15 protein-coding genes are annotated in these 18,448 nt (G+C 70.8%); 7 read left to right on the plus strand and 8 right to left on the minus strand.

The window, feature by feature from the left end; genetic code table 11:
* The first annotated feature begins 76 nt into the window (after positions 1 to 76).
* A complete protein-coding gene (locus J7E91_RS04990) occupies positions 77 to 1,102 on the plus strand; it encodes an ATP-dependent 6-phosphofructokinase (protein ID WP_214899425.1) in 1,026 nt (341 codons plus the stop codon).
* Between the two features lie 137 nt (positions 1,103 to 1,239).
* On the opposite strand, the gene J7E91_RS04995 is transcribed toward J7E91_RS04990, so the two are convergent.
* The 6 genes from J7E91_RS04995 to J7E91_RS05020 form a co-directional block, all read right to left on the minus strand.
* Entirely contained in the window at positions 1,240 to 1,914 is a 675-nt protein-coding gene (locus J7E91_RS04995) for a helix-turn-helix transcriptional regulator (protein ID WP_308376040.1), read from the minus strand.
* A 113-nt stretch (positions 1,915 to 2,027) separates the two neighbouring features.
* Positions 2,028 to 2,867: a carbohydrate ABC transporter permease gene (locus tag J7E91_RS05000; protein WP_214899427.1), complete on the minus strand. Its 840-nt coding sequence runs from the start codon at positions 2,865 to 2,867 to the stop codon at positions 2,028 to 2,030.
* Between the two features lie 3 nt (positions 2,868 to 2,870).
* Positions 2,871 to 3,737 carry a carbohydrate ABC transporter permease gene (locus J7E91_RS05005; protein WP_214899429.1) on the minus strand — a complete coding sequence of 289 codons (867 nt, stop codon included), beginning with the start codon at positions 3,735 to 3,737 and terminating at the stop codon, positions 2,871 to 2,873.
* Complete coding sequence (locus J7E91_RS05010; protein ID WP_374224623.1) at positions 3,734 to 5,098, minus strand: extracellular solute-binding protein; 1,365 nt, start codon at positions 5,096 to 5,098, stop codon at positions 3,734 to 3,736. Before J7E91_RS05010 ends, J7E91_RS05005 begins: the two co-directional genes overlap by 4 nt.
* A 102-nt stretch (positions 5,099 to 5,200) precedes the next feature.
* Positions 5,201 to 5,893: a response regulator gene (locus J7E91_RS05015; RefSeq protein ID WP_214899432.1), complete on the minus strand. Its 693-nt coding sequence runs from the start codon at positions 5,891 to 5,893 to the stop codon at positions 5,201 to 5,203.
* Positions 5,890 to 7,509 (minus strand): ATP-binding protein, encoded by a 1,620-nt coding sequence (locus tag J7E91_RS05020; protein ID WP_214899433.1) that lies wholly within the window; start codon positions 7,507 to 7,509, stop codon positions 5,890 to 5,892. The genes J7E91_RS05015 and J7E91_RS05020 overlap by 4 nt, the downstream gene beginning before the upstream one ends.
* Before the next feature lie 127 nt (positions 7,510 to 7,636).
* Between J7E91_RS05020 and J7E91_RS05025 the strand changes: the two genes are divergently transcribed.
* The gene (locus J7E91_RS05025; RefSeq protein ID WP_308376044.1) at positions 7,637 to 9,019 is read left to right on the plus strand and encodes a cation:dicarboxylate symporter family transporter; all 1,383 of its coding nucleotides are present in this window, start codon (positions 7,637 to 7,639) and stop codon (positions 9,017 to 9,019) included.
* An 86-nt stretch (positions 9,020 to 9,105) separates the two neighbouring features.
* Here the strand turns inward: J7E91_RS05025 and J7E91_RS05030 are convergent, their stop codons facing one another.
* On the minus strand, positions 9,106 to 9,717 hold the full coding sequence (locus J7E91_RS05030) for a TetR/AcrR family transcriptional regulator (RefSeq protein ID WP_214899434.1): 612 nt from the start codon (positions 9,715 to 9,717) through the stop codon (positions 9,106 to 9,108).
* 88 nt (positions 9,718 to 9,805) lie between these two features.
* On the opposite strand from J7E91_RS05030, the gene J7E91_RS05035 reads away from it, so the two are divergent.
* The 5 genes from J7E91_RS05035 to J7E91_RS05055 all read left to right on the plus strand — a co-directional run bounded on the left by J7E91_RS05035 (position 9,806) and on the right by J7E91_RS05055 (position 15,673).
* On the plus strand, positions 9,806 to 11,479 hold the full coding sequence (locus tag J7E91_RS05035) for an MFS transporter (RefSeq protein WP_214899435.1): 1,674 nt from the start codon (positions 9,806 to 9,808) through the stop codon (positions 11,477 to 11,479).
* A gap of 47 nt (positions 11,480 to 11,526) precedes the next feature.
* Positions 11,527 to 12,411, plus strand: a complete 885-nt coding sequence (locus J7E91_RS05040) for an NAD(P)-dependent oxidoreductase (RefSeq protein WP_285439030.1) — start codon at positions 11,527 to 11,529, stop codon at positions 12,409 to 12,411.
* 55 nt (positions 12,412 to 12,466) lie between these two features.
* Positions 12,467 to 12,874 (plus strand): MerR family transcriptional regulator, encoded by a 408-nt coding sequence (locus tag J7E91_RS05045; RefSeq protein WP_214899437.1) that lies wholly within the window; start codon positions 12,467 to 12,469, stop codon positions 12,872 to 12,874.
* Positions 12,875 to 12,884: 10 nt separating this feature from the next.
* The gene (gene trxA / locus J7E91_RS05050; protein WP_251015183.1) at positions 12,885 to 13,214 is read left to right on the plus strand and encodes a thioredoxin; all 330 of its coding nucleotides are present in this window, start codon (positions 12,885 to 12,887) and stop codon (positions 13,212 to 13,214) included.
* Positions 13,215 to 13,387: 173 nt separating this feature from the next.
* Complete coding sequence (locus J7E91_RS05055) at positions 13,388 to 15,673, plus strand: ATP-binding domain-containing protein (protein WP_214899439.1); 2,286 nt, start codon at positions 13,388 to 13,390, stop codon at positions 15,671 to 15,673.
* Here J7E91_RS05055 and glgB read toward each other — a convergent pair.
* Positions 15,660 to 18,350 (minus strand): 1,4-alpha-glucan branching enzyme, encoded by a 2,691-nt coding sequence (glgB, locus tag J7E91_RS05060; protein WP_374224625.1) that lies wholly within the window; start codon positions 18,348 to 18,350, stop codon positions 15,660 to 15,662. The two genes, J7E91_RS05055 and glgB, sit on opposite strands and share 14 nt — an antisense overlap.
* Positions 18,351 to 18,448 lie beyond the last annotated feature (98 nt).

Here is an 18,448-nt window from a genome sequence, read left to right on the forward strand (position 1 = left end):
CGCGGAGCCCATGCAAGCCGTGAAACAATCGGATTCTGGCTCACATGTACCACTAGCGAGCAGGAGACACAGCACGATGCGTATCGGAGTCCTCACCGCAGGCGGAGACTGCCCCGGTCTTAACGCAGTGATCCGGTCGGTCGTGCACCGTGCCGTGGCGGGTCACGGCGACGAAGTCATCGGCTTCGAGGATGGATTCAAGGGCCTGCTCGACGGCCATTTCCGCCCCCTCGACCTGGACGCCGTCAGCGGCATCCTGGCCCGCGGCGGTACGATCCTCGGCTCCGCTCGCCTGGAGCGCGACCGGCTGCGCGAAGCGGCCGAGAACTGGCACGAGTTGGCGGAGCGCTCCGGCATCGACGCGCTCATCCCGATCGGCGGCGAGGGCACGCTCACCGCGTCCCGGATGCTGTCGGACGCGGGAATGCCGGTCGTCGGCGTGCCGAAGACCATCGACAACGACATCAACGGCACCGACCGCACCTTCGGCTTCGACACGGCCGTGGGCGTTGCGACCGAGGCCATAGACCGTCTCAAGACGACCGCCGAATCGCACCAGCGCGTGATGGTCGTCGAGGTCATGGGCCGGCACGCCGGTTGGATCGCGCTGGAGTCCGGCATGGCGGGCGGCGCGCACGGCATCTGCCTGCCCGAGCGGCCCTTCGAGGTCGACGACCTCGTGAAGATGGTCGAGGAACGCTTCTCGCGCGGCAAGAAGTTCGCGGTCGTCTGCATCGCGGAAGGCGCGCGTCCGGCCGAGGGTTCCATGCCGTACGAGAAGGGCGCCATCGACCAGTTCGGGCACGAGCGCTTCACCGGCATCGGCAACCGGCTCGCGAGCGAGCTGGAGAAGCGCCTCGGCAAGGAGGCGCGGCCGGTCATCCTCGGCCACGTCCAGCGCGGCGGGACCCCGACGGCGTACGACCGTGTCCTCGCCACCCGCTTCGGCTGGCACGCGGTGGAGGCGGTGCACCGCGGCGACTTCGGCAACATGACGGCGCTGACCGGCACCGAGATCACGATGGTGCCGCTGGCGGTCGGCGTCGAGGAGCTGAAGACGGTTCCGGACGCGCGGATGTACGAGGCCGAGTCGGTCTTCTGAACCGCCCCACCCACCGCTCACCCACACCGGCCTGTGTCACCCGCCGACCGGCCCTGATCGTCTGTCCCCGTGGACGACCAGGGCCGCTCGGCTTCGTCCGGGCCGAGTAGCCGCGATCTTCGGGTTCGATCCGCCCGTCAGGGCATCAGCAGCCAGAAATGGCTGACGATCTCGTCCAGGAACTCCCGGCCCTTCGCGCCGTCCCCCGAACCCCCGCCGCTCCAGCTCAGCGTCGAGACCATCCGCGACTGGTAGTCGGCGTGCAAGCGCTGGAGTACGTCCTCCAGTTGGCGCCGCGGCACCGGAACGAGCTTCGCCGCCGGGCGTACGTACGCCTGCCAGCGCGTCGTCACCGCGCTGCACAGGACCTCGGCCAGGTCCTCGTCGCGGCCGGTCGCCGTGACGAACTCCTGCGGTGAGAGCCCGAGGACCTCGGAGAGCGCCGAGGACTGCCGCTCGTTGCCGCGCCACCGCCCCGCGTCCTCCATCCGCTGGTACGCCGCCGGGTCGATGCCCACCAGCCGCGCGAGATCCGGCGCCGCCAGACCCCGCGCCATCCGGTGCTCGCGCAGCGTGCCCGGAGCGGCGATCAGGTCGCCGACGGCGCACCACAGGACTCCGGCGAGCGCCGTGATCTCCTGCATGTCGGGCGCGCGCTGCCCGCGTTCCCAGGCGACGACGAGGTCGGGGCCGATGTTCAGTCCGTACTGCGCTCGCAGCCCGTAGGCGACGTGACCGGGGGCCATGCCCAGGGCCTCGCGAAGTTGGCGCGCGGCGAGGGTGTTGAAAGGCGGAGAGGGGTGCACGGGCACACCGTACGGAGGAGAGGGGCCCGGTGACTACGGTGCGTTCCCCTAAGATCACAAATCGTAGGAACATCCTACGTCCCTACAGTCACTTCTTCACTCCCCAGGTTACCCTCCGGTCACCCTTTGACCGCCCCACCCAGCGCGAAACCGCCGCCCAGACGCCGTGAGATCGCGATGTACAGGACGAGCACCGGCGCCGAGTAGAGGATCGAGAAGGCCGCGAGTTGCCCGTAGACCGCCGAGCCGTAGTTGCCGAAGAACGTGAAGACCGAGACGGACGCCGGAAGCTGCTCGGGCGAGAGCAGCAGCATGAAGGGGACGAAGAAGTTCCCCCACAGCATGATGAAGGTGTAGATCGTCACCACGGCCACGCCGGGCCCCATCAGCGGCAGCGCCACCCGGACCAGGCTCTGTGTCATCGACGCCCCGTCCGTCCAGGCAGCCTCCTCCAGGACGCGGGGGACGCCGTCCATGAAGTTCTTCATCAGCCAGATGGCGAAGGGGAGTTGGGAGGTGGCGAGGAAGAGCGACGTACCGTGCGTCGTGTCGATGAGATCGACCTGTACGAACAGGCCGTACACCGGGACCATGACCGCCGTGATCGGCAGGCACGTCGTGAACAGGATCGTCAGCAGGTACGGCCGGTTGAGGCGCGACCGGTAGCGCGAGAGCGGGTACGCCGCCAGCGCCGCGCACGCGACGGTCAGCAGCGTCGCGCCGCCGCACAGCAGCACGCTGTTGAGCATCGGCGTGAAGGTGATCTCGTCGGTCAGTACGGCGTCGAAGTTGTCGAGGGTGGCCGCGTCCGGCGCGCGTACGCGCAGATCGGCGTCCGCGTCGACCGAGGCCAGCAGCAGCCACAGCAGCGGCAGCGCGAACGCCGCCGCGACCGCGAGCAGGGCGGCGTCGGCGGCGAGACGGCGGCGGGTGCGGCGCGTGGGCACACGCAGGGGCATGCGTCAGACCTCCACCTTCATCAGGCGCAGGTAGACGACCGAGAACAGCGCGCCGACCAGGAGCAGCAGCAGGGCGACCGCCGTGCCGTAACCGATGAGGCTGTTGGTGAAGGCCTGCTCGTACATGAACACGGGCAGGGTCTGGCTGCGGTTGCCGGGCCCGCCGCGCGTCATCGCCCAGATCAGGCCGAAGACGGACAGCGTCGAGAGGGTGTTGAGCATGAGGTTGGTGCCGATGGAACGGCGGATCATCGGCAGCGTGACGTGCCACAGCCGGCGCACACCGCCCGCACCGTCGACCTCGGCCGCCTCTGTGATCTCCTTCGGGATCTCGGCGAGCGCCGCCGAGTAGATCAGCATCGAGAAGGCCGTGCCGCGCCAGATGTTGGCGAACGAGACGGCCAGGATGGGCACGGTGAACATCCAGTTCTGGCCGGGAAGTCGGAGCCAGTCCAGGATGGCGTTCAGAGTGCCTTCGCGGCGGAAGAAGGCGTACAGGAGGAAGGCCGCGACGATTTCCGGCAGCACCCAGGCGGTGATGACGAGCGCCCCGGTCAGGGTGCGTACGGGCCGGGAGGCGGCCCGCAGCAGGCCGGCCAGTGCGAGTCCCAGGGTGTTCTGGCCGACGATCGCGGACACGAAGGTGAAGACGACGGTCAGCCACACCGCGTTGCGGAAGCCGTCGTCGGCGAAGGCGCGGCGGAAGTTGTCCAGGCCGACGAAGTCGGAGGCGGACGAGCCGGTGAGCTGGGTGTTGGTGAAGGCGATCCAGACGCAGTAAGCGATGGGGCCGGCGAGGAAGAGCAGCAGCAGGACGGTGGCGGGGGCGAGCGGCACCCACCGCCACAGCGTCCTGTTCGTACTGCTCACCTCGTGACCACCGCGCCGTCCACGATGGTCCTCAGCGCTTCGTCGTACTCCTTCGCGGCCTCCGCCGCCGAGCTGTCACCGGTCGTCACCTTCTCCATCGCCTCGCCGATGGCCGTGGAGACCTGCGGATAGACGGGCAGCGCGGGCCGGTAGTGGGTGTACTGGACGAGGCCGGTGAAGAAGTCGATGCCCGGCATGGACGTGAGGTACTCCGGGTCCTCGGCCACGTCGTCGCGGACGGCGATCTGCGCGGCGGCGACGTCCCAGTCGACCGCGTTCTCCCTGGTCTGCATGGCCTCGATGAAGTCCCAGGCGAGGCGGGGGTTCTTCGCCTTCTGCGGGATCGCCCAGGTCCAGCCGCCCGACATGGAAACCTTCCCCGGCGCCTGCCCGTTCTGCGTCGGCATGGCGGCCTGGGCGAGGTCCTTGTCCCAGTCCGGCCACTCCTTGGGCCCGTCGTTGATCCAGTTCTGGCCCATCCAGGAGCCGTCGAGCGAGATCGCGAGCTCGCCCTCGGGGAGCCACTCGGTCGCGACGCGGGTGCCGACGTTGGGGTCGAGGGCGTCGGAGACGTCCGGGCCGAGTTTCTCGGAGTACACGGTCCGTACGAAGTCGAGCGCGTCCGTGAATCCCCTGCCGCCCGCCACCCATTTCTTGGCCGAGGGGTCGTAGAGGGGGTCGGGACCGGTTCCGTACAGCAGCATCTCGAAGCCCTGCATCACGGCGGCCTCGCCCGGAGCCTTGCCGGTGTAGACGTTCAGCGGGACGACGCCGGGGACCTTCCGCTTGATCGTGCGGGCGGTGTCGAGGATGTCGGCCCAGTTCCGGGGCTGCCAGTCGGCGGGCAGGCCGGCCTTGGCGAAGATCTCCTTGTTGAACCACAGGCCGCGGGTGTCGGTGCCGTCGGGGATGCCGTACGTCCTGCCGTCCTCCGCCTTCGCGGCCTCCTTGGCCGTGTCCACGAAGCGGTCCCAGGTGTCCCACTGGGCGATGTAGTCGTCGAGGGGGCGCAAGTACCCCGCCTTGATGTCGGAGTTGATGCGGAACGTGTCTTCGTAGACCAGGTCGGGCGCGGTCTTGGGGGAGCGCATCATCTGCTGCACTTTGGTGGCGTAGTCGTTGTCCGGCGCCTGGATCGGGACGAGCTTGATCTTCTTGCCGGGGTGTTCCGTCTCGAACTGCCGCTTCATGGATTCGAGGAACGCGTCCTTGAAGCGGATCTTGTTGTCCGTGGAGCGGTTGTAGGCGACTTCGACGGTGTCGGAGTCACCGCCGGAGTCCCCGCCGCAGGCGGTGAGCGAACCGGCGGCGAGAGCGGCGACGAGGGTGAGCTTGGCGGCGAGACGAGCGGTGGGGCGCACGGGCACGACCTCCTTGGGCCACGCGACGCGGGTGGCCGCGTGGTGACCGTAGGTCGGGCGCGGGAACAGGGTCAATCCCTGTGCAGGGCACTCAACTCGGCGTCAGCGTACGGCGATCCACCGGTAGTGCAGCTCCGGGCGGCCCACCTGTCCGTACTGCGGAGCGCGCTCGGCCCGGCCCGCGGAGACCAGGTGTTCGAGGTACCGGCGGGCGGTGATCCGCGAGATCCCGACCGCGGCGGCGGCCGTCGCCGCGGTCGTCCCGGCCGGCGATTCGCGCAGGGTACGGGTCACCGCCTCCAGCGTCGGGGCGCTGAGCCCCTTGGGGAGCTCGGCGGGCTGCGGAGTGCGCAGGGCGGCGAGCGCGCGGTCCACCTCGTCCTGACCGCTGGCCTCTCCGGCGGAGGAACGGAACTCGGCGTAACGGGTGAGGCGGTCGCGCAGGGTGGCGAAGGTGAAGGGCTTCAGTACGTACTGCACGACACCGAGGGACACGCCTTCGCGTACGACGCCGAGATCGCGGGCCGAGGTGACGGCGATGACGTCGGCGGTGTGGCCGGCGCCGCGGATGGAACGTACGAGCTGCAGGCCGTGGCCGTCGGGGAGGTAGAGGTCGAGCAGGAGCAGGTCGACGGGTCCGCGGTCGAGGGCCCGGACCGCCGCGGCCCGCGTGTGCGCGACACCGGCGACGGCGAAGCCGGGGACACGGGCGACGTACAGGGCGTGGGCGTCGGCGGCGACGGGGTCGTCCTCGACGACGAGGACGCGGATCGGGGGCGACGCCGTGGTGGTCATGGCCGGACCCTCTCCGCCGCCGCCTTCGCGCGCAACGGCAGTCGTACCGTGAACTCCGCCCCGCCTTCATCGGCCCGGGTCAGCACGATCGTGCCGTCCGCCCGGTGCACCGCTTGCCGTACGAGGGCCAGCCCCAGCCCGCGCCCCGCGCTCTTCGTCGACCAGCCGCGGGCGAAGACCGCGTCCGCCGAGGCGGGGGCGACACCCAGGCCCGTGTCGCGGACGCGCAGCAGCAGCTCGCGGGCCCCGTCCGTGCGGGCCGTCACCGTGACGCGCGCGCCGTCGCTGCCCTGCGCCGCGTCCACCGCGTTGTCGATCAGATTGCCCAGGATCGTCACCAGGTCACGGGCCGGGAGCGTGCCCGGCAGCAGGCCGTCGTCGATCCGGCTGTCCTCGTCCAGTACGAGCGCCACGCCCCGCTCGTTCGCCTGCGCCGCCTTCCCCAGCAGCAACGCCGCCAGCACCGGCTCGCCGACCGCGCCGACGACCTGGTCGGTCAGGGCCTGCGCCAGCTCCAGCTCCGCCGTGGCGAACTCCACCGCCTCGTCCGTCCGGCCGAGTTCGATGAGGGAGACCACGGTGTGCAGGCGGTTCGCCGCCTCGTGGGCCTGCGAGCGCAGCGCCTGCGTGAAACCCCGCTCGGAGTCCAGCTCGCCGGACAGGGCCTGGAGTTCGGTGTGATCGCGCAGGGTCACGACCGTACCGCGCTTCTCCCCGCCGGTGACCGGGCGGCTGTTGACGACGATCACCCGGTCCGCCGTCAGATGCACCTCGTCGACGCGCGGCCCGGACGCCAGCAGCGCCGCCGTCAGCGGGCCCGGCAGGTCCATTTCGGCCACCGGGCGGCCGACCGCGTCCGGTCCGAGCCCGAGCAGTTCACGCCCGCCGTCGTTGATCAGGGCGACGCGCTGCTGCCCGTCCAGCATCAGCAGCCCCTCGCGTACGGCGTGCAGCGCCGCCTCGTGGTAGTCGTGCATGCGGCTCAGCTCACCGGCGTTCATGCCGTGCGTGTGCCGCCGCAGCCGGGCGTTGATGACGTACGTACCGAGGCCGCCGAGGGCGAGCGCGCCGGACGCCACGCCGAGCAGCGCCGTCACCTGCTGCCGCACCTGCGCGCTGATCGTCTCGATGGTGATGCCCGCGCTGACGAGTCCGATGATCCGTCCACCGCGGGCCTCGGTGTCCCGCACCGGCGTCACCACGCGCACCGACCGCCCCAGCACCCCCACGTACGTCTCGTCGAAGGTGCGGCCCGCCAGAGCGGGCCCGGTGTGCCCCAGGTACGTCCTGCCGATCTGCTCCGGCTCCGGATGCGTCCAGCGGGTGCCGTCCGGCGCCATGATCGTGACGAAGGTGACGCCGGCCTCCTTGCGCAGAGCCTCCGTGTACGGCTGCAGGAGCCCGGTCGGGTGGTCCGAGCGGGCCGCCTCGATCACCGCCGGGGACTTCGCGACGGCCGTGGCCGTGGCGGTGGCCTGCCGCCGCGCCGTCTCCTCGGCCTGGGACCGGTCCGAGACGTACGCGAAGACGGCGCACCCCGCGACGATCGCCGCCACCAGGACGACCTGCATCGCGAAGAGCTGGCCGGCGAGGCTGCGGGGGCGGGGTACGCGCATGCCGCAAGTGTGCCTGGCCGAAAACCCGTGAACGAAATGCACGTAACGGTGACGGGGGTCACAGCGTGATGGATAGTCGCCGGGACCCATCGGGACGTGGGTATCAGGACAAATCAAGGAGGACCCCGTGGCAGGCACAGCCGCAAGGCGGGACCGTACGCACTACCTGTATATCGCCGTCATCGTCGCCGTCATACTCGGCGTCGCGGTGGGCTTCGCCGCCCCTGGTGTGGCCGTCGAGCTCAAGCCGCTCGGCACCGGCTTCGTCAATCTGATCAAGATGATGATCTCGCCGATCATCTTCTGCACGATCGTGCTGGGCATCGGCTCGGTCCGAAAGGCCGCCAAGGTCGGCGCGGTGGGTGGCATCGCACTCGGCTACTTCACGGTGATGTCGCTGGTCGCCCTCTCCATCGGTCTGCTCGTCGGCAACGTGCTGCACCCCGGTGACAGCCTGGCGGTGACCGACGCGGTCAAGGAGGCGGGCCAGGGCCAGGTCGTGGCGGAGGCCAAGGACACGGTCGAGTTCCTGCTCGGGATCATCCCGACCACTTTCGTCTCGGCCTTCACGACGGGTGAGGTCCTCCAGACCCTCCTGGTGGCGCTGCTCGCCGGCTTCGCGCTGCAGGCCATGGGCCCGGCCGGCCAGCCCGTGCTGCGCGGTGTCGAGCACATCCAGCGGCTCGTTTTCCGCATCCTGGGCATGGTGATGTGGGCGGCGCCGATCGGTGCCTTCGGCGCGATCGCGGCCGTCACCGGCTCGGCCGGCCTGGACGCGCTCAAGAGTCTCGCCGTGCTGATGCTGGGCTTCTACGTCACCTGCTTCCTCTTCGTCTTCATCGTGCTCGCCGCGCTGCTGCGCATCATCGCGGGCCTCAACATCCTCACGTTCTTCAAGTACCTGGGCCGTGAGTTCCTGCTGATCCTGTCCACTTCGTCCTCCGAGTCCGCCCTCCCGCGGCTCATCGCGAAGATGGAGCACCTGGGCGTCAGCAAGCCGGTGGTCGGCATCACGGTTCCGACCGGCTACTCCTTCAACCTCGACGGCACCATGATCTACATGACCATGGCCTCGCTCTTCATCGCCGACGCCATGGGTGACCCGATGTCGCTCGCGGAGCAGATCCCGCTTCTCCTCTTCCTCCTCGTCGCGTCGAAGGGTGCGGCGGGTGTCAGCGGGGCCGGACTGGCCACCCTGGCCGGCGGCCTCCAGTCGCACCGCCCGGAACTGGTCGACGGCGTCGGCCTGATCGTCGGCATCGACCGCTTCATGAGCGAGGCGCGCGCCCTGACGAACTTCGCGGGCAATGCGGTGGCGACGGTGCTGATCGGCACCTGGACGAAGGAGATCGACAAGGAGCGGGTCGACCAGGTGCTGGCGGGCCTGGTCCCCTTCGACGAGAAGACGCTGCTCGACGACGCTTCCGCCGACCCGGCCGGCCCGGCCGACGCGGAGCCCAAGGGCCTCCCGGAGGCACGGGAAGACGACAAGGCGGCGGCGGGGGTCTAGCCGCGGCGCATGCGGGATCCCGTACGGCGGAAGGGGCGCAGCCACTGGCTGCGCCCCTTCCGCCGTACGGGATCCCGGCCCAGCCGCTACCGCTCGACCGAGTCCAGCAGCTCCGTCACCCGCTCCAGCGGGACACCCGCCGTGAGCAGCGCGGCCGACGCCGCCGCGCGGCCGCCGTCGGCCGCGTCCAGTGCGCCGTCGTTGACCGCTTCCATCAGGCCGAAGAGCGTCTGCTCGTGTACGTATCCGAGCGCCGCCGGGGGCAGCGGTGAGGTGAACACGCCGGCGTCCGCGCCGCGCCGCAGCAGGTCGACGCACTCCTTGCGGACCGGGGCCAGGCGCTGCTTGATGCCCTCCATCGTGACGCTGCGCTGGGCGAGGGCCACCAGGAGGCGGTAGCGGTCGGCGATCCGCCAGACCGCGAGCGTCGCGCGGGCGAGCGCCTCGGCCGGGTCGGCGACGTCGTCGCGGCCGGCCGCGTGGGCCTCGGAGACCGCGGCCACCGCGTTGTCCACGAGCGCCGCGACGAGTGCTTCGCGGCTCGGGAAGTGCCCGTACACCGTCCTGCGGACGACGCCGGCCGCCCGCGCGATCTGGTCCATGGAGGCGTCCGGGTCGCGCAGCAGTTCGGCGAGCGCGACATCCAGGATGCGGCGGCGGTTGGCGTCGGCCCTGATACCGGAGGTCATGGTCCCCATTTTGCACATGGCTGTGCAGCCCGCTAAATTGCACAGTGTTGTGCAGTTGCACAGCTATGTGCAAGATCGTTCGGAAGGGTGTGGAGCCATGCGCCTGGTCGTGAACCAGCCGGTGGAGGAAATGGAGCAGCCGTACCGGCGGCGCTGGTGGGCGCTGCTCGTCCTGTGCCTGAGTCTGCTGATCATCGTGATGGCGAACACCGCCCTGACGGTCGCCGCCCCCGACATGACCAAGGACCTCGGGCTCAGCAGCTCCGACCTCCAGTGGGTCATCGACGGCTACACCGTCCCGTACGCCGCGCTGATGCTGCTGCTCGGCGCGATCGGCGACAAGTACAGCCGGCGCGGGGCGCTCGTGCTCGGTCTCCTCGTCTTCGGTGCGGGGTCCGTCGCCGGATCGCTCGTCGACAGCTCCGCCGGCGTGATCGCGGCCCGCGCGGTGATGGGCGTCGGCGCCGCGATGATCATGCCGGCCACCCTCTCGCTCCTCGCCGCGACCTTCCCGCGCGCCGAGCGCGCCAAGGCGATCGTGCTGTGGACGGCCACCGCCGGACTCGCCATCGCGGCGGGCCCTCTTGTCGCGGGCGCGCTGCTGGAGAGCCACGGCTGGGCGTCGACGTTCCTGATCAACGTGCCGGTCGCGGCCCTGGCGATCGTCGGTACGTTCGTACTCATCCCGCCGTCGAAGGCCGCCCACCACGGGCGTATCGACTACGTCGGAGGGCTGCTGTCCGTCGTCTGGGTCGCCGCGCTGGTCTACATGATCATCCAGGGCCCGCACTTCGGCTGGGACGCACCGGCGATCACCGCCGCCGTCGTCGCAGGGGTCGGTCTCGTGCTGTTCGTCGGCTGGGAGCTGCGCCACCCGCGGCCCGTTCTGGACGTACGCCGCTTCCTCGACCGGGGCTTCGCCGGCTCGAACCTCGCCGTCGCCCTCTTCTTCCTCGCGGTCTTCGGCGCGTTCTACTTCCTGACCCAGTACCTCCAGTTCGTGCTCGGTTACAACGCCTTCGAGACGGGCATACGGATGCTGCCGCTGGCCGGCGCCGTCTTCGTCGGCTCCGCGCTGACCGGGTTCCTCACCCCCCGCCTCGGCATGAAGATCACGGTCACGGCGGGCATGGCCGGCGGCACGGCCGCCCTGGCCCTGCTCACCCGGATCGACGCGGACTCGGCGTACGGCGATCTCGTACTGCCCCTGATGATCCTCGGCCTGGCCATCGGGCTGTCCCTGTCGCCGTGCACCGACGCGATCATGGGCGCCTTCCCCGAGTCCGAACTGGGCGTCGGCGGCGCCGTCAACGACACCTCGCTGGAGCTCGGCGGCTCGCTGGGCATAGCCATCCTCGGTTCGGTCCTGGCCGGTTCGTACTCCTCGCACCTCGCCGACGCCACCGCCGGAACGAAGCTGCCCGCCGACGCGCTGACCACCGCCCAGGACTCGGTCGGCGCCGGATACGCCGTGGCGCAGGGCATCGGCGACCAGGCGAAGCAGCTCGCGGGCCAGGCGGCGAAGGCCGGCACGCCGGAGCAGGCCGCGCAGCTCAAGGGCCAGGCCGGGCAACTCGCGGACGGCGCCCGCCAGCTGGCCGACGCGGTCGGCGGAGCCTTCTCCGACGCGGTCGCGCACACCAGCCTGGTCGGTGCGGCGGTCCTCGGGGTGGGAACGGTGCTGGTCGCAGTTCTCCTGCCGCGCCGGGCGAGCGTGGCCCCGGTGGCCGAGGAAGCGGCGAAGAGCGAGGCGAAACCAGCTACTTACTAAAAAGTGGGTACTTGCTGGAAGGGCAGTGGCACCGAAGCATGGTGGTCATGACTTCCCACAACAGCCTTGTTCCTGTCGCCGTTCTCGGCCTCGGCGCCATGGGGCGCGCACTCGCCGGTGCCTTCCTGGACGCCGGGCATCCCACCACCGTCTGGAACCGTTCCGAGGGAAAGGGCGAGGACCTCTTAGCGCGCGGCGCGGTCCTCGCCCCCACCGCTGAAGCGGCCGTCCGCTCCGCCGAGTTGACCGTCGTCTGCGTGGTGGATTACGACGCCTCGCAGGCGATCCTCGAACCGCTGGCCGACGCCCTCGCGGGCCGCGTCCTGGTCAACCTCACCTCGGACTCGCCCGAGCGGGCCCGCACGGCGGCGGCCTGGGCGGACGAGCACGGCATCGCGTATCTGGACGGCGCGGTGATGGTGCCGACGCCGCTCGTCGGCGGGGCCGACGCGCTGATCCTCTTCGCCGGTGCGCGGCCGGCTTTCGAGAAGTACGAGACCACCCTCAAGGCCCTGGCCGGGCAGGCCGCCTACCTGGGCGAGGACCACGCCCGCGCCGCCGTCTACGACCTGTCGATGCTGGACTTCTTCTACGCGAGCATGTCAGGCCTGGTCCACGCCTTCGCCCTGGCACGGGAGGACAACGTCGCCGCCACGGCCCTCGCCCCGTACCTCGACAGCATCACCGCGATCCTTCCGGCCATCGCGTCCGGCATGGCGACCGCGATCGACGCGGGCGACTACGACGGTCAGCAGGCCAACCTGGGCATGATGACCGCCAGCGTCGACCACCTCCTGCACATGTCGCGGGACCGGGGCCTCGACACGGGCCAGCTTGAGGCGATCAAGGCCGTCGCCGACCGTGCGATCGCCAAGGGGCACGGCGCCGACGACTGGGCGAGCACGATCGAGGTGCTCAAGCGCAAGGACTGAGCACCCGGATCTCCTCCCTTGCCTTGACGCCGACGTCAAGGATTACCGTCGGGGCATGCGAATCGGCGAGCTGGCGGAGCGGGCGGGGACGACCACCCGGGCGCTGCGCTACTACGAGTCCCGCGGACTCCTCCCCGCCCGGCGCGCGGTCAACGGCTACCGCACGTACGACGAGGACGACCTGCGGCTCCTCCAGCAGATCCGGACCCTGCAGGACTTCGGGTTCGACCTGGAGGAGACCCGCCCCTTTGTGGACTGCCTGCGGGCCGGCCACCCGGCGGGGGACTCCTGCCCGGCCTCCCTGGAGGTGTACCGGCGCAAGCTGGCCGAACTCGACGCGCTGATCGGCCAGTTGGACGCGGTACGCACGCAGGTGGGCGCCCAGCTCGCCCGCGCCGAGCTCGAAGCGGAAGCGGCGCTGCCGGGCGGTCCCGAGCCGCGCTGTGAACTGACGGACAACTGAGGAGACACTGATGGTGCGAGCAGTGGGTGTGGACGCGGTGACCGACGCGACCTTCGAGGCCGACGTACTGCGGTCCGACCGGCCCGTCCTGGTGGAGTTCACGGCCGACTGGTGCGGACCGTGCCGCCAGCTCGCGCCCGTACTGAGTGAGGTGGCCCGCGAGGAGGCCGCCAGGCTCAAGGTCGTCCAGCTCGACGTGGACACCAATCCCGGCACGGCGGCGCGGTACGGCGTGCTGTCGATGCCGACGCTTCTCGTCTTCCGCGAAGGGGAGCCGGTGAAGCAGATGGTCGGCGCCCGCCCCAAGCGCAAGCTCCTCCACGAGCTCGCGGACGTGTAGCGGTCCGGACGTGTAGCGGTCTAGGCAACCAGGCAGCGGCCAGGCAAAAGAAATACCCCGGGTGAATTGACACCCGGGGTATTTCTCTGCGTATATTGAGCGTTTCCGTGACCACGTTTAAAATCGGTCACAGAGGTGCCGTATGGATGCAGCGTAGCTTGTTGGGAGCTGAATTGTCAACCGAGGAATTTCAGAAAGAGCAGGAATTCATCACCGGCCTCTACGCGCGCCTCGATGAACTGCGTGATCACGCCGAGGCCGCCGTACAGACCGCGTTGACGCAGGTGGGGGCGGGTCACCAGGAGAAGCTGGAGCGCGATGTGCTGGTCGCCGAGCAGTCCGGGCTGCTCGCCGCATTCAACGCGGGGGAGAACGGCCTCTGCTTCGGGCGGCTCGACTTCCAGGACGGACGCCAGTACCACATGGGCCGTATCGGAATCCGGCAGAACGACGCCGCCCGCACGCCTCTCGTCGTCGACTGGCGGGCTGACGTCGCCCGCCCCTTCTATCTCGCGACCGGTTATTCCCCGATGGGACTGCGCCGCCGCCGGCACATCACCACCGAGGGCCGCAGCGTCACCGCGCTGCACGACGAAATCCTCGATCTCACCGACACCACCCGCACCGGCCACGAGGGCTCCGCCGCGGACACCGTGCTGCTCGCCGCACTGGACGCGGCACGCTCCGGCCGGATGCACGACATCGTGCAGACCATCCAGGCCGAGCAGGACCGCATCATCCGCGCCTCCCACCAGGGCGTCCTCGTCGTCGAGGGCGGACCCGGCACCGGCAAGACCGTCGTCGCGCTGCACCGGGCGGCGTACCTGCTCTATGCGTACCGCGACCTGCTCGCCCGCCGCGGCGTGCTGATCGTCGGACCCAACCCGGCCTTCCTCGCCTACATCGGCGAAGTGCTGCCCTCGCTCGGCGAGACCGGAGTGCTGCTGGCGACCGTGAGCGAACTCTTCCCGGGCGTCGCCGCCACCGGCACCGACACCGCCGCGGCCACCGAGGTCAAGGGGCGCGCCGCGATGGCGGACGCGCTCGCCCGCTTCGTACGGGACCACCAGAGCGTGCCCGACCCGTGGATCGAGATCGAGCACGACGACGGCACGCTGTTCCTGGACCGGGCGATGGCGGAGGACGCCCGGGCCGCCGCCCGCCAGACCGGCCTGCCGCACAACCTCGCCCGCCCCCACTTCGCCTTCCGGATCATCGACGCCCTCACCGAGCAGCTCGCCGACCGGATCGGCGCCGACCCGTACGGCGGCCCCAACTTCCTCGGACCCGACGACCTCGCCCAGCTCGGCAAGGCCATCGCCCTCAGCGACGACGTTCACGCGGCCGTCGACCAGCTCTGGCCCCCGCTCACACCCCAGCAGCTGGTCGCGGAATTCCTCGCCGACCCGGCCCACCTCCCCGCCCTCGACGCCGAGTTGATCCGGCGGGACGACGGCGCGTGGACGCCCGCCGACGTGCCGCTCCTCGACGAGGCCGCCGAACTGCTCGGCCAGGACGACTCGGCCGCGCGGGCCGCCGAGGAGGCCGAGCGCCAGCAGCGCATCGCCTACGCGCAAGGCGTGCTGGATGTCGCGTACGCGTCCCGTACCTACGAGTTCGAGGACATCGACGACGAGAAGTCCGAAGTCCTGGGCGCGCACGACATCGTCGACGCCGAGCGGATGGCCGAACGCCACGAGGAGGCCGACCACCGCAGCACCGCCGAACGCGCCGCCGCCGACCGCACCTGGGCCTTCGGGCACATCATCGTCGACGAGGCGCAGGAGCTGTCCGCCATGACCTGGCGCCTGCTGATGCGCCGCTGCCCCACCCGCTCCATGACGCTGGTCGGCGACCCGGCCCAGACCGGAGACGCGGCGGGCTGCGACTCCTGGCAGCAGATCCTCGAACCGTACGTCGGCGACCGCTGGGAGCACACCCGGCTCGGCGTCAACTACCGTACGCCCGCCGAGATCATGGAGGTCGCGGCCGGTGTACGACGGGCCGAGGACCCGGCCTTCGAGCCGCCGGGCTCGGTCCGCTCCACGGGGACCCGCCCCCTGGCGCACGCCGCCGACCCGGACGACCTCGCCCCTACCGTCGCCAAGACGGTCATGGAGCTGGCCGGTGCGGAGGGCCGGCTGGCCGTCGTCGCGCCCATCGCCCTGCACGAGGAGCTCGCCGCCGCGCTGCCCGGTGCGTCGCACGGCCCGGCCCCCGACCTCACGCGGCCCGTCGTGCTCCTCGACCCGCGGCAGGCGAAGGGCCTGGAGTTCGACACGGTGGTCGTCGTCGAGCCCGGACAGATCCTCGCCGGCTCGCCGCGCGGCACCAACGACCTGTACGTCGCCCTGACCCGGGCCACGCAGCAGCTCGCCGTCGTCCACACGGGAGCCCTTCCCGAATGCCTCCGGGAAGGGCTCGCGCGGCGGACGGAGGAGGAGATCAGGCCGGCTTGAGCCACACCGTCGCCAGCGGCGGCAGTGTCATCTCCAGGTAGGACCGGCCGCCGTGCGCCCCGCCCGCCTCTGGCTTGAGCGGCTCAGGGTTGCGTACGTCGCTGCCGCCGTACCGGGCCGCGTCCGTGTTCAGGACCTCGGTCCAGGCGGGGATCAGGTCCGGTACGCACAGCCGGTACCCGTGCCGCACCACCGGTGAGAAGTTGGAGACGGCCAGCAGCGGGCCGCTCTTCGCGTCGAAGCGCAGGAACGCGAAGACATTGTCCTCGGCGGCGTCGCCCAGCACCCACGCGAAGCCGTCGGGGACCGTGTCCAGCTCCCACAGGGCGGGCGTGTCGAGGTACACCTGGTTGAGGTCGCGGACCAGGTCGCGTACGCCCCGGTGGTCGGGCTCCGCCGAGTACGACGGATCGAGCAGCCACCAGTCGGGACCGTGCCCCTCCGACCACTCCGCTCCCTGGGCGAACTCCTGCCCCATGAAGAGCAGCTGCTTGCCGGGGTGCGCCCACATGTAGCCGAGGTACGCCCGGTGATTGGCGCGCTGCTGCCACCAGTCGCCCGGCATCTTGCTGACCAGCGCCTGCTTGCCGTGCACCACCTCGTCGTGCGAGATCGGCAGGACGTAGTTCTCGCTGTACGCGTACACCATCGAGAAGGTCATCTCGTTGTGGTGGTACTTGCGGTGCACCGGCTCCTTGCTGACGTACACCAGCGAGTCGTGCATCCAGCCCATGTTCCACTTGAGGCCGAAGCCGAGACCGCCGCTGTCCGTGGGGCGGGTCACGCCGTCCCAGGCGGTGGACTCCTCGGCGATCGTCACGACGCCGGGGTTGCGGCGGTAGACGGTCGCGTTCATCTCCTGGAGGAAGGCGACGGCGTCCGGGTTGTCGCGGCCGCCGAACTCGTTCGGCGCCCACTCGCCGTGCTCGCGCGAGTAGTCGAGGTAGAGCATCGAGGCGACCGCGTCGACGCGCAGGCCGTCGATGTGGAACTCCTCGCACCAGTACGTGGCGTTGGCGACCAGGAAGTTACGCACCTCGGGGCGCCCGTAGTCGAATTCGAGCGTGCCCCAGTCGGGGTGCTCGGCCCGCCGCCAGTCCTCGTGCTCGTACAGGTTCGGCCCGTCGAACCGCGCCAGCGCCCAGTCGTCCTTCGGGAAGTGGGCCGGAACCCAGTCCATGATGACGCCGATACCGGCCCGGTGCAGCGACTCGACCAGGTACCGGAAGTCGTCGGGCGTGCCCATGCGGGCCGTCGGCGCGTACAGGCCGGTGACCTGGTAACCCCAGGAGCCGCCGAAGGGGTGCTCGGCGACCGGCATCAGCTCGACGTGGGTGAAGCCGAGATCGGCGACGTACGCCGGAAGCTGCTCCGCGAGCTCGCGGTAGGACAGTCCGGGCCGCCAGGACCCCAGATGCACCTCGTAGACCGAGAACGGCGCCTTGTGCACCGGCCGGTCGGCGCGGTGCTCCATCCACTCCTGGTCGCGCCACACATGGTGCGAGGCCGTCACGATCGAGGCATTGGCGGGCGGGCACTCGGTGCGGCGGGCCATCGGGTCGGCGCGCAGCGTGTGACTGCCGTCGGGCCGCATGATCTCGAACTTGTAGAGCGCCCCTTCCCCGACACCGGGCACGAACAGCTCCCAGATGCCGGACGAGCCGAGAGAGCGCATCGGGAACCCGGTGGCGTTCCAGTAGTTGAAGTCACCCGCGACCCGGACGCCGCGCGCGTTCGGCGCCCAGACCGTGAAACGGGTGCCGGTCACGCCCTGATGGACCATCGGCTGCGCGCCCAGCGCCCGCCACAGCTCCTCGTGGCGGCCCTCGCCGATGAGGTACAGGTCGAGTTCACCGAGGGCGGGCAGGAAGCGGTACGGGTCCTGCACCTCCAGCTCGTTGTCGTCGTACGTGACGAGCAGGCTGTACTCCGGCGGCACGGCGTCCAGGGGAAGTACGCCGGAGAACAGCCCGTCGCCGTCGTCGTGCAGCGCGGTGCGGTGACCGGCGGCCAGCACGGTGACGGCGCGGGCGAAGGGACGCAGCGCGCGGAAGACGACGCCGGTGGCCGCGCCGCCGACGGGATGGGCGCCGAGGAGTCCGTGCGGGTCGTGATGACCGCCGGCCAGCAGCCGGTCCCGGTCGCTCCCCTGGAGCGCGGGGCCGTCGGGCTCCCGCTTCTTCGGAGCCCTGGTGCGCCGCGCGGGCGTGGTGGACTCGGTGTCCTGCACGGCCTTCGGCGCGGAGTCGGGGGGCTGGTCCGCGGGGGTGGTGGGCTGCGAGGCGGTCCGCCGGGACTTGGCGGGCTTGGTGGTCTTCGCCGGCTTCGTTGTTTTGGCCGCCTGGACCGCCTTGCCGGACTCCGCGTCCTGTGCGGCCTTGGGGGCGGAGTCCGGAGGGCCGGCAGCATCGGCCTGCGCCGCCGCACCGGTCTTGGCGCTCTTGGCGGGTTTGGCCTGCTTCACGGCCCTGGAGGGCTTGCGCGGCGGCGGGGTCTCGGCGGCCTTCAGGGGCTGCGGAGCACCCTGCGGTGCCTGCGAGGGCTCGACGGCGTCGGCCTGCTTCGGGGCCCTGGCGGGCTTGGCACGCTTGCGCGGCGGTACGGGCGGCGCGCTCTCGGGCGGCGTGGGCACGCTCGGGGAATCGGCGGACTTGCGGGACGGTGGACGGGGGGTCACGGGTGCGGCCTCCTCGGGAGGATCCGGTCGGGTGCGGTGGACGGGGGGAGGTGGGCTGGAGCGCGCCGCGCCGGGGCGGCGGCGCCCGGGCGCGGCGG

The organism is Streptomyces sp. ISL-99 (assembly GCF_018614005.1).
Classification (GTDB): domain Bacteria; phylum Actinomycetota; class Actinomycetes; order Streptomycetales; family Streptomycetaceae; genus Streptomyces; species Streptomyces flavidovirens.

What these genes read in the sequence shown, in the direction of transcription:
- J7E91_RS04990 (WP_214899425.1), top strand. Translation starts at nt 77, where the DNA reads ATGCGTATCGGAGTCCTCACCGCAGGCGGAGACTGCCCCGGTCTTAAC.
- J7E91_RS05000 (WP_214899427.1), bottom strand. Translation starts at nt 2,867, where the DNA reads ATGCCCCTGCGTGTGCCCACGCGCCGCACCCGCCGCCGTCTCGCCGCC.
- J7E91_RS05015 (WP_214899432.1), bottom strand. Translation starts at nt 5,893, where the DNA reads ATGACCACCACGGCGTCGCCCCCGATCCGCGTCCTCGTCGTCGAGGAC.
- J7E91_RS05020 (WP_214899433.1), bottom strand. Translation starts at nt 7,509, where the DNA reads ATGCGCGTACCCCGCCCCCGCAGCCTCGCCGGCCAGCTCTTCGCGATG.
- J7E91_RS05030 (WP_214899434.1), bottom strand. Translation starts at nt 9,717, where the DNA reads ATGGGGACCATGACCTCCGGTATCAGGGCCGACGCCAACCGCCGCCGC.
- J7E91_RS05035 (WP_214899435.1), top strand. Translation starts at nt 9,806, where the DNA reads ATGCGCCTGGTCGTGAACCAGCCGGTGGAGGAAATGGAGCAGCCGTAC.
- J7E91_RS05040 (WP_285439030.1), top strand. Translation starts at nt 11,527, where the DNA reads ATGACTTCCCACAACAGCCTTGTTCCTGTCGCCGTTCTCGGCCTCGGC.
- J7E91_RS05045 (WP_214899437.1), top strand. Translation starts at nt 12,467, where the DNA reads ATGCGAATCGGCGAGCTGGCGGAGCGGGCGGGGACGACCACCCGGGCG.
- trxA (WP_251015183.1), top strand. Translation starts at nt 12,885, where the DNA reads ATGGTGCGAGCAGTGGGTGTGGACGCGGTGACCGACGCGACCTTCGAG.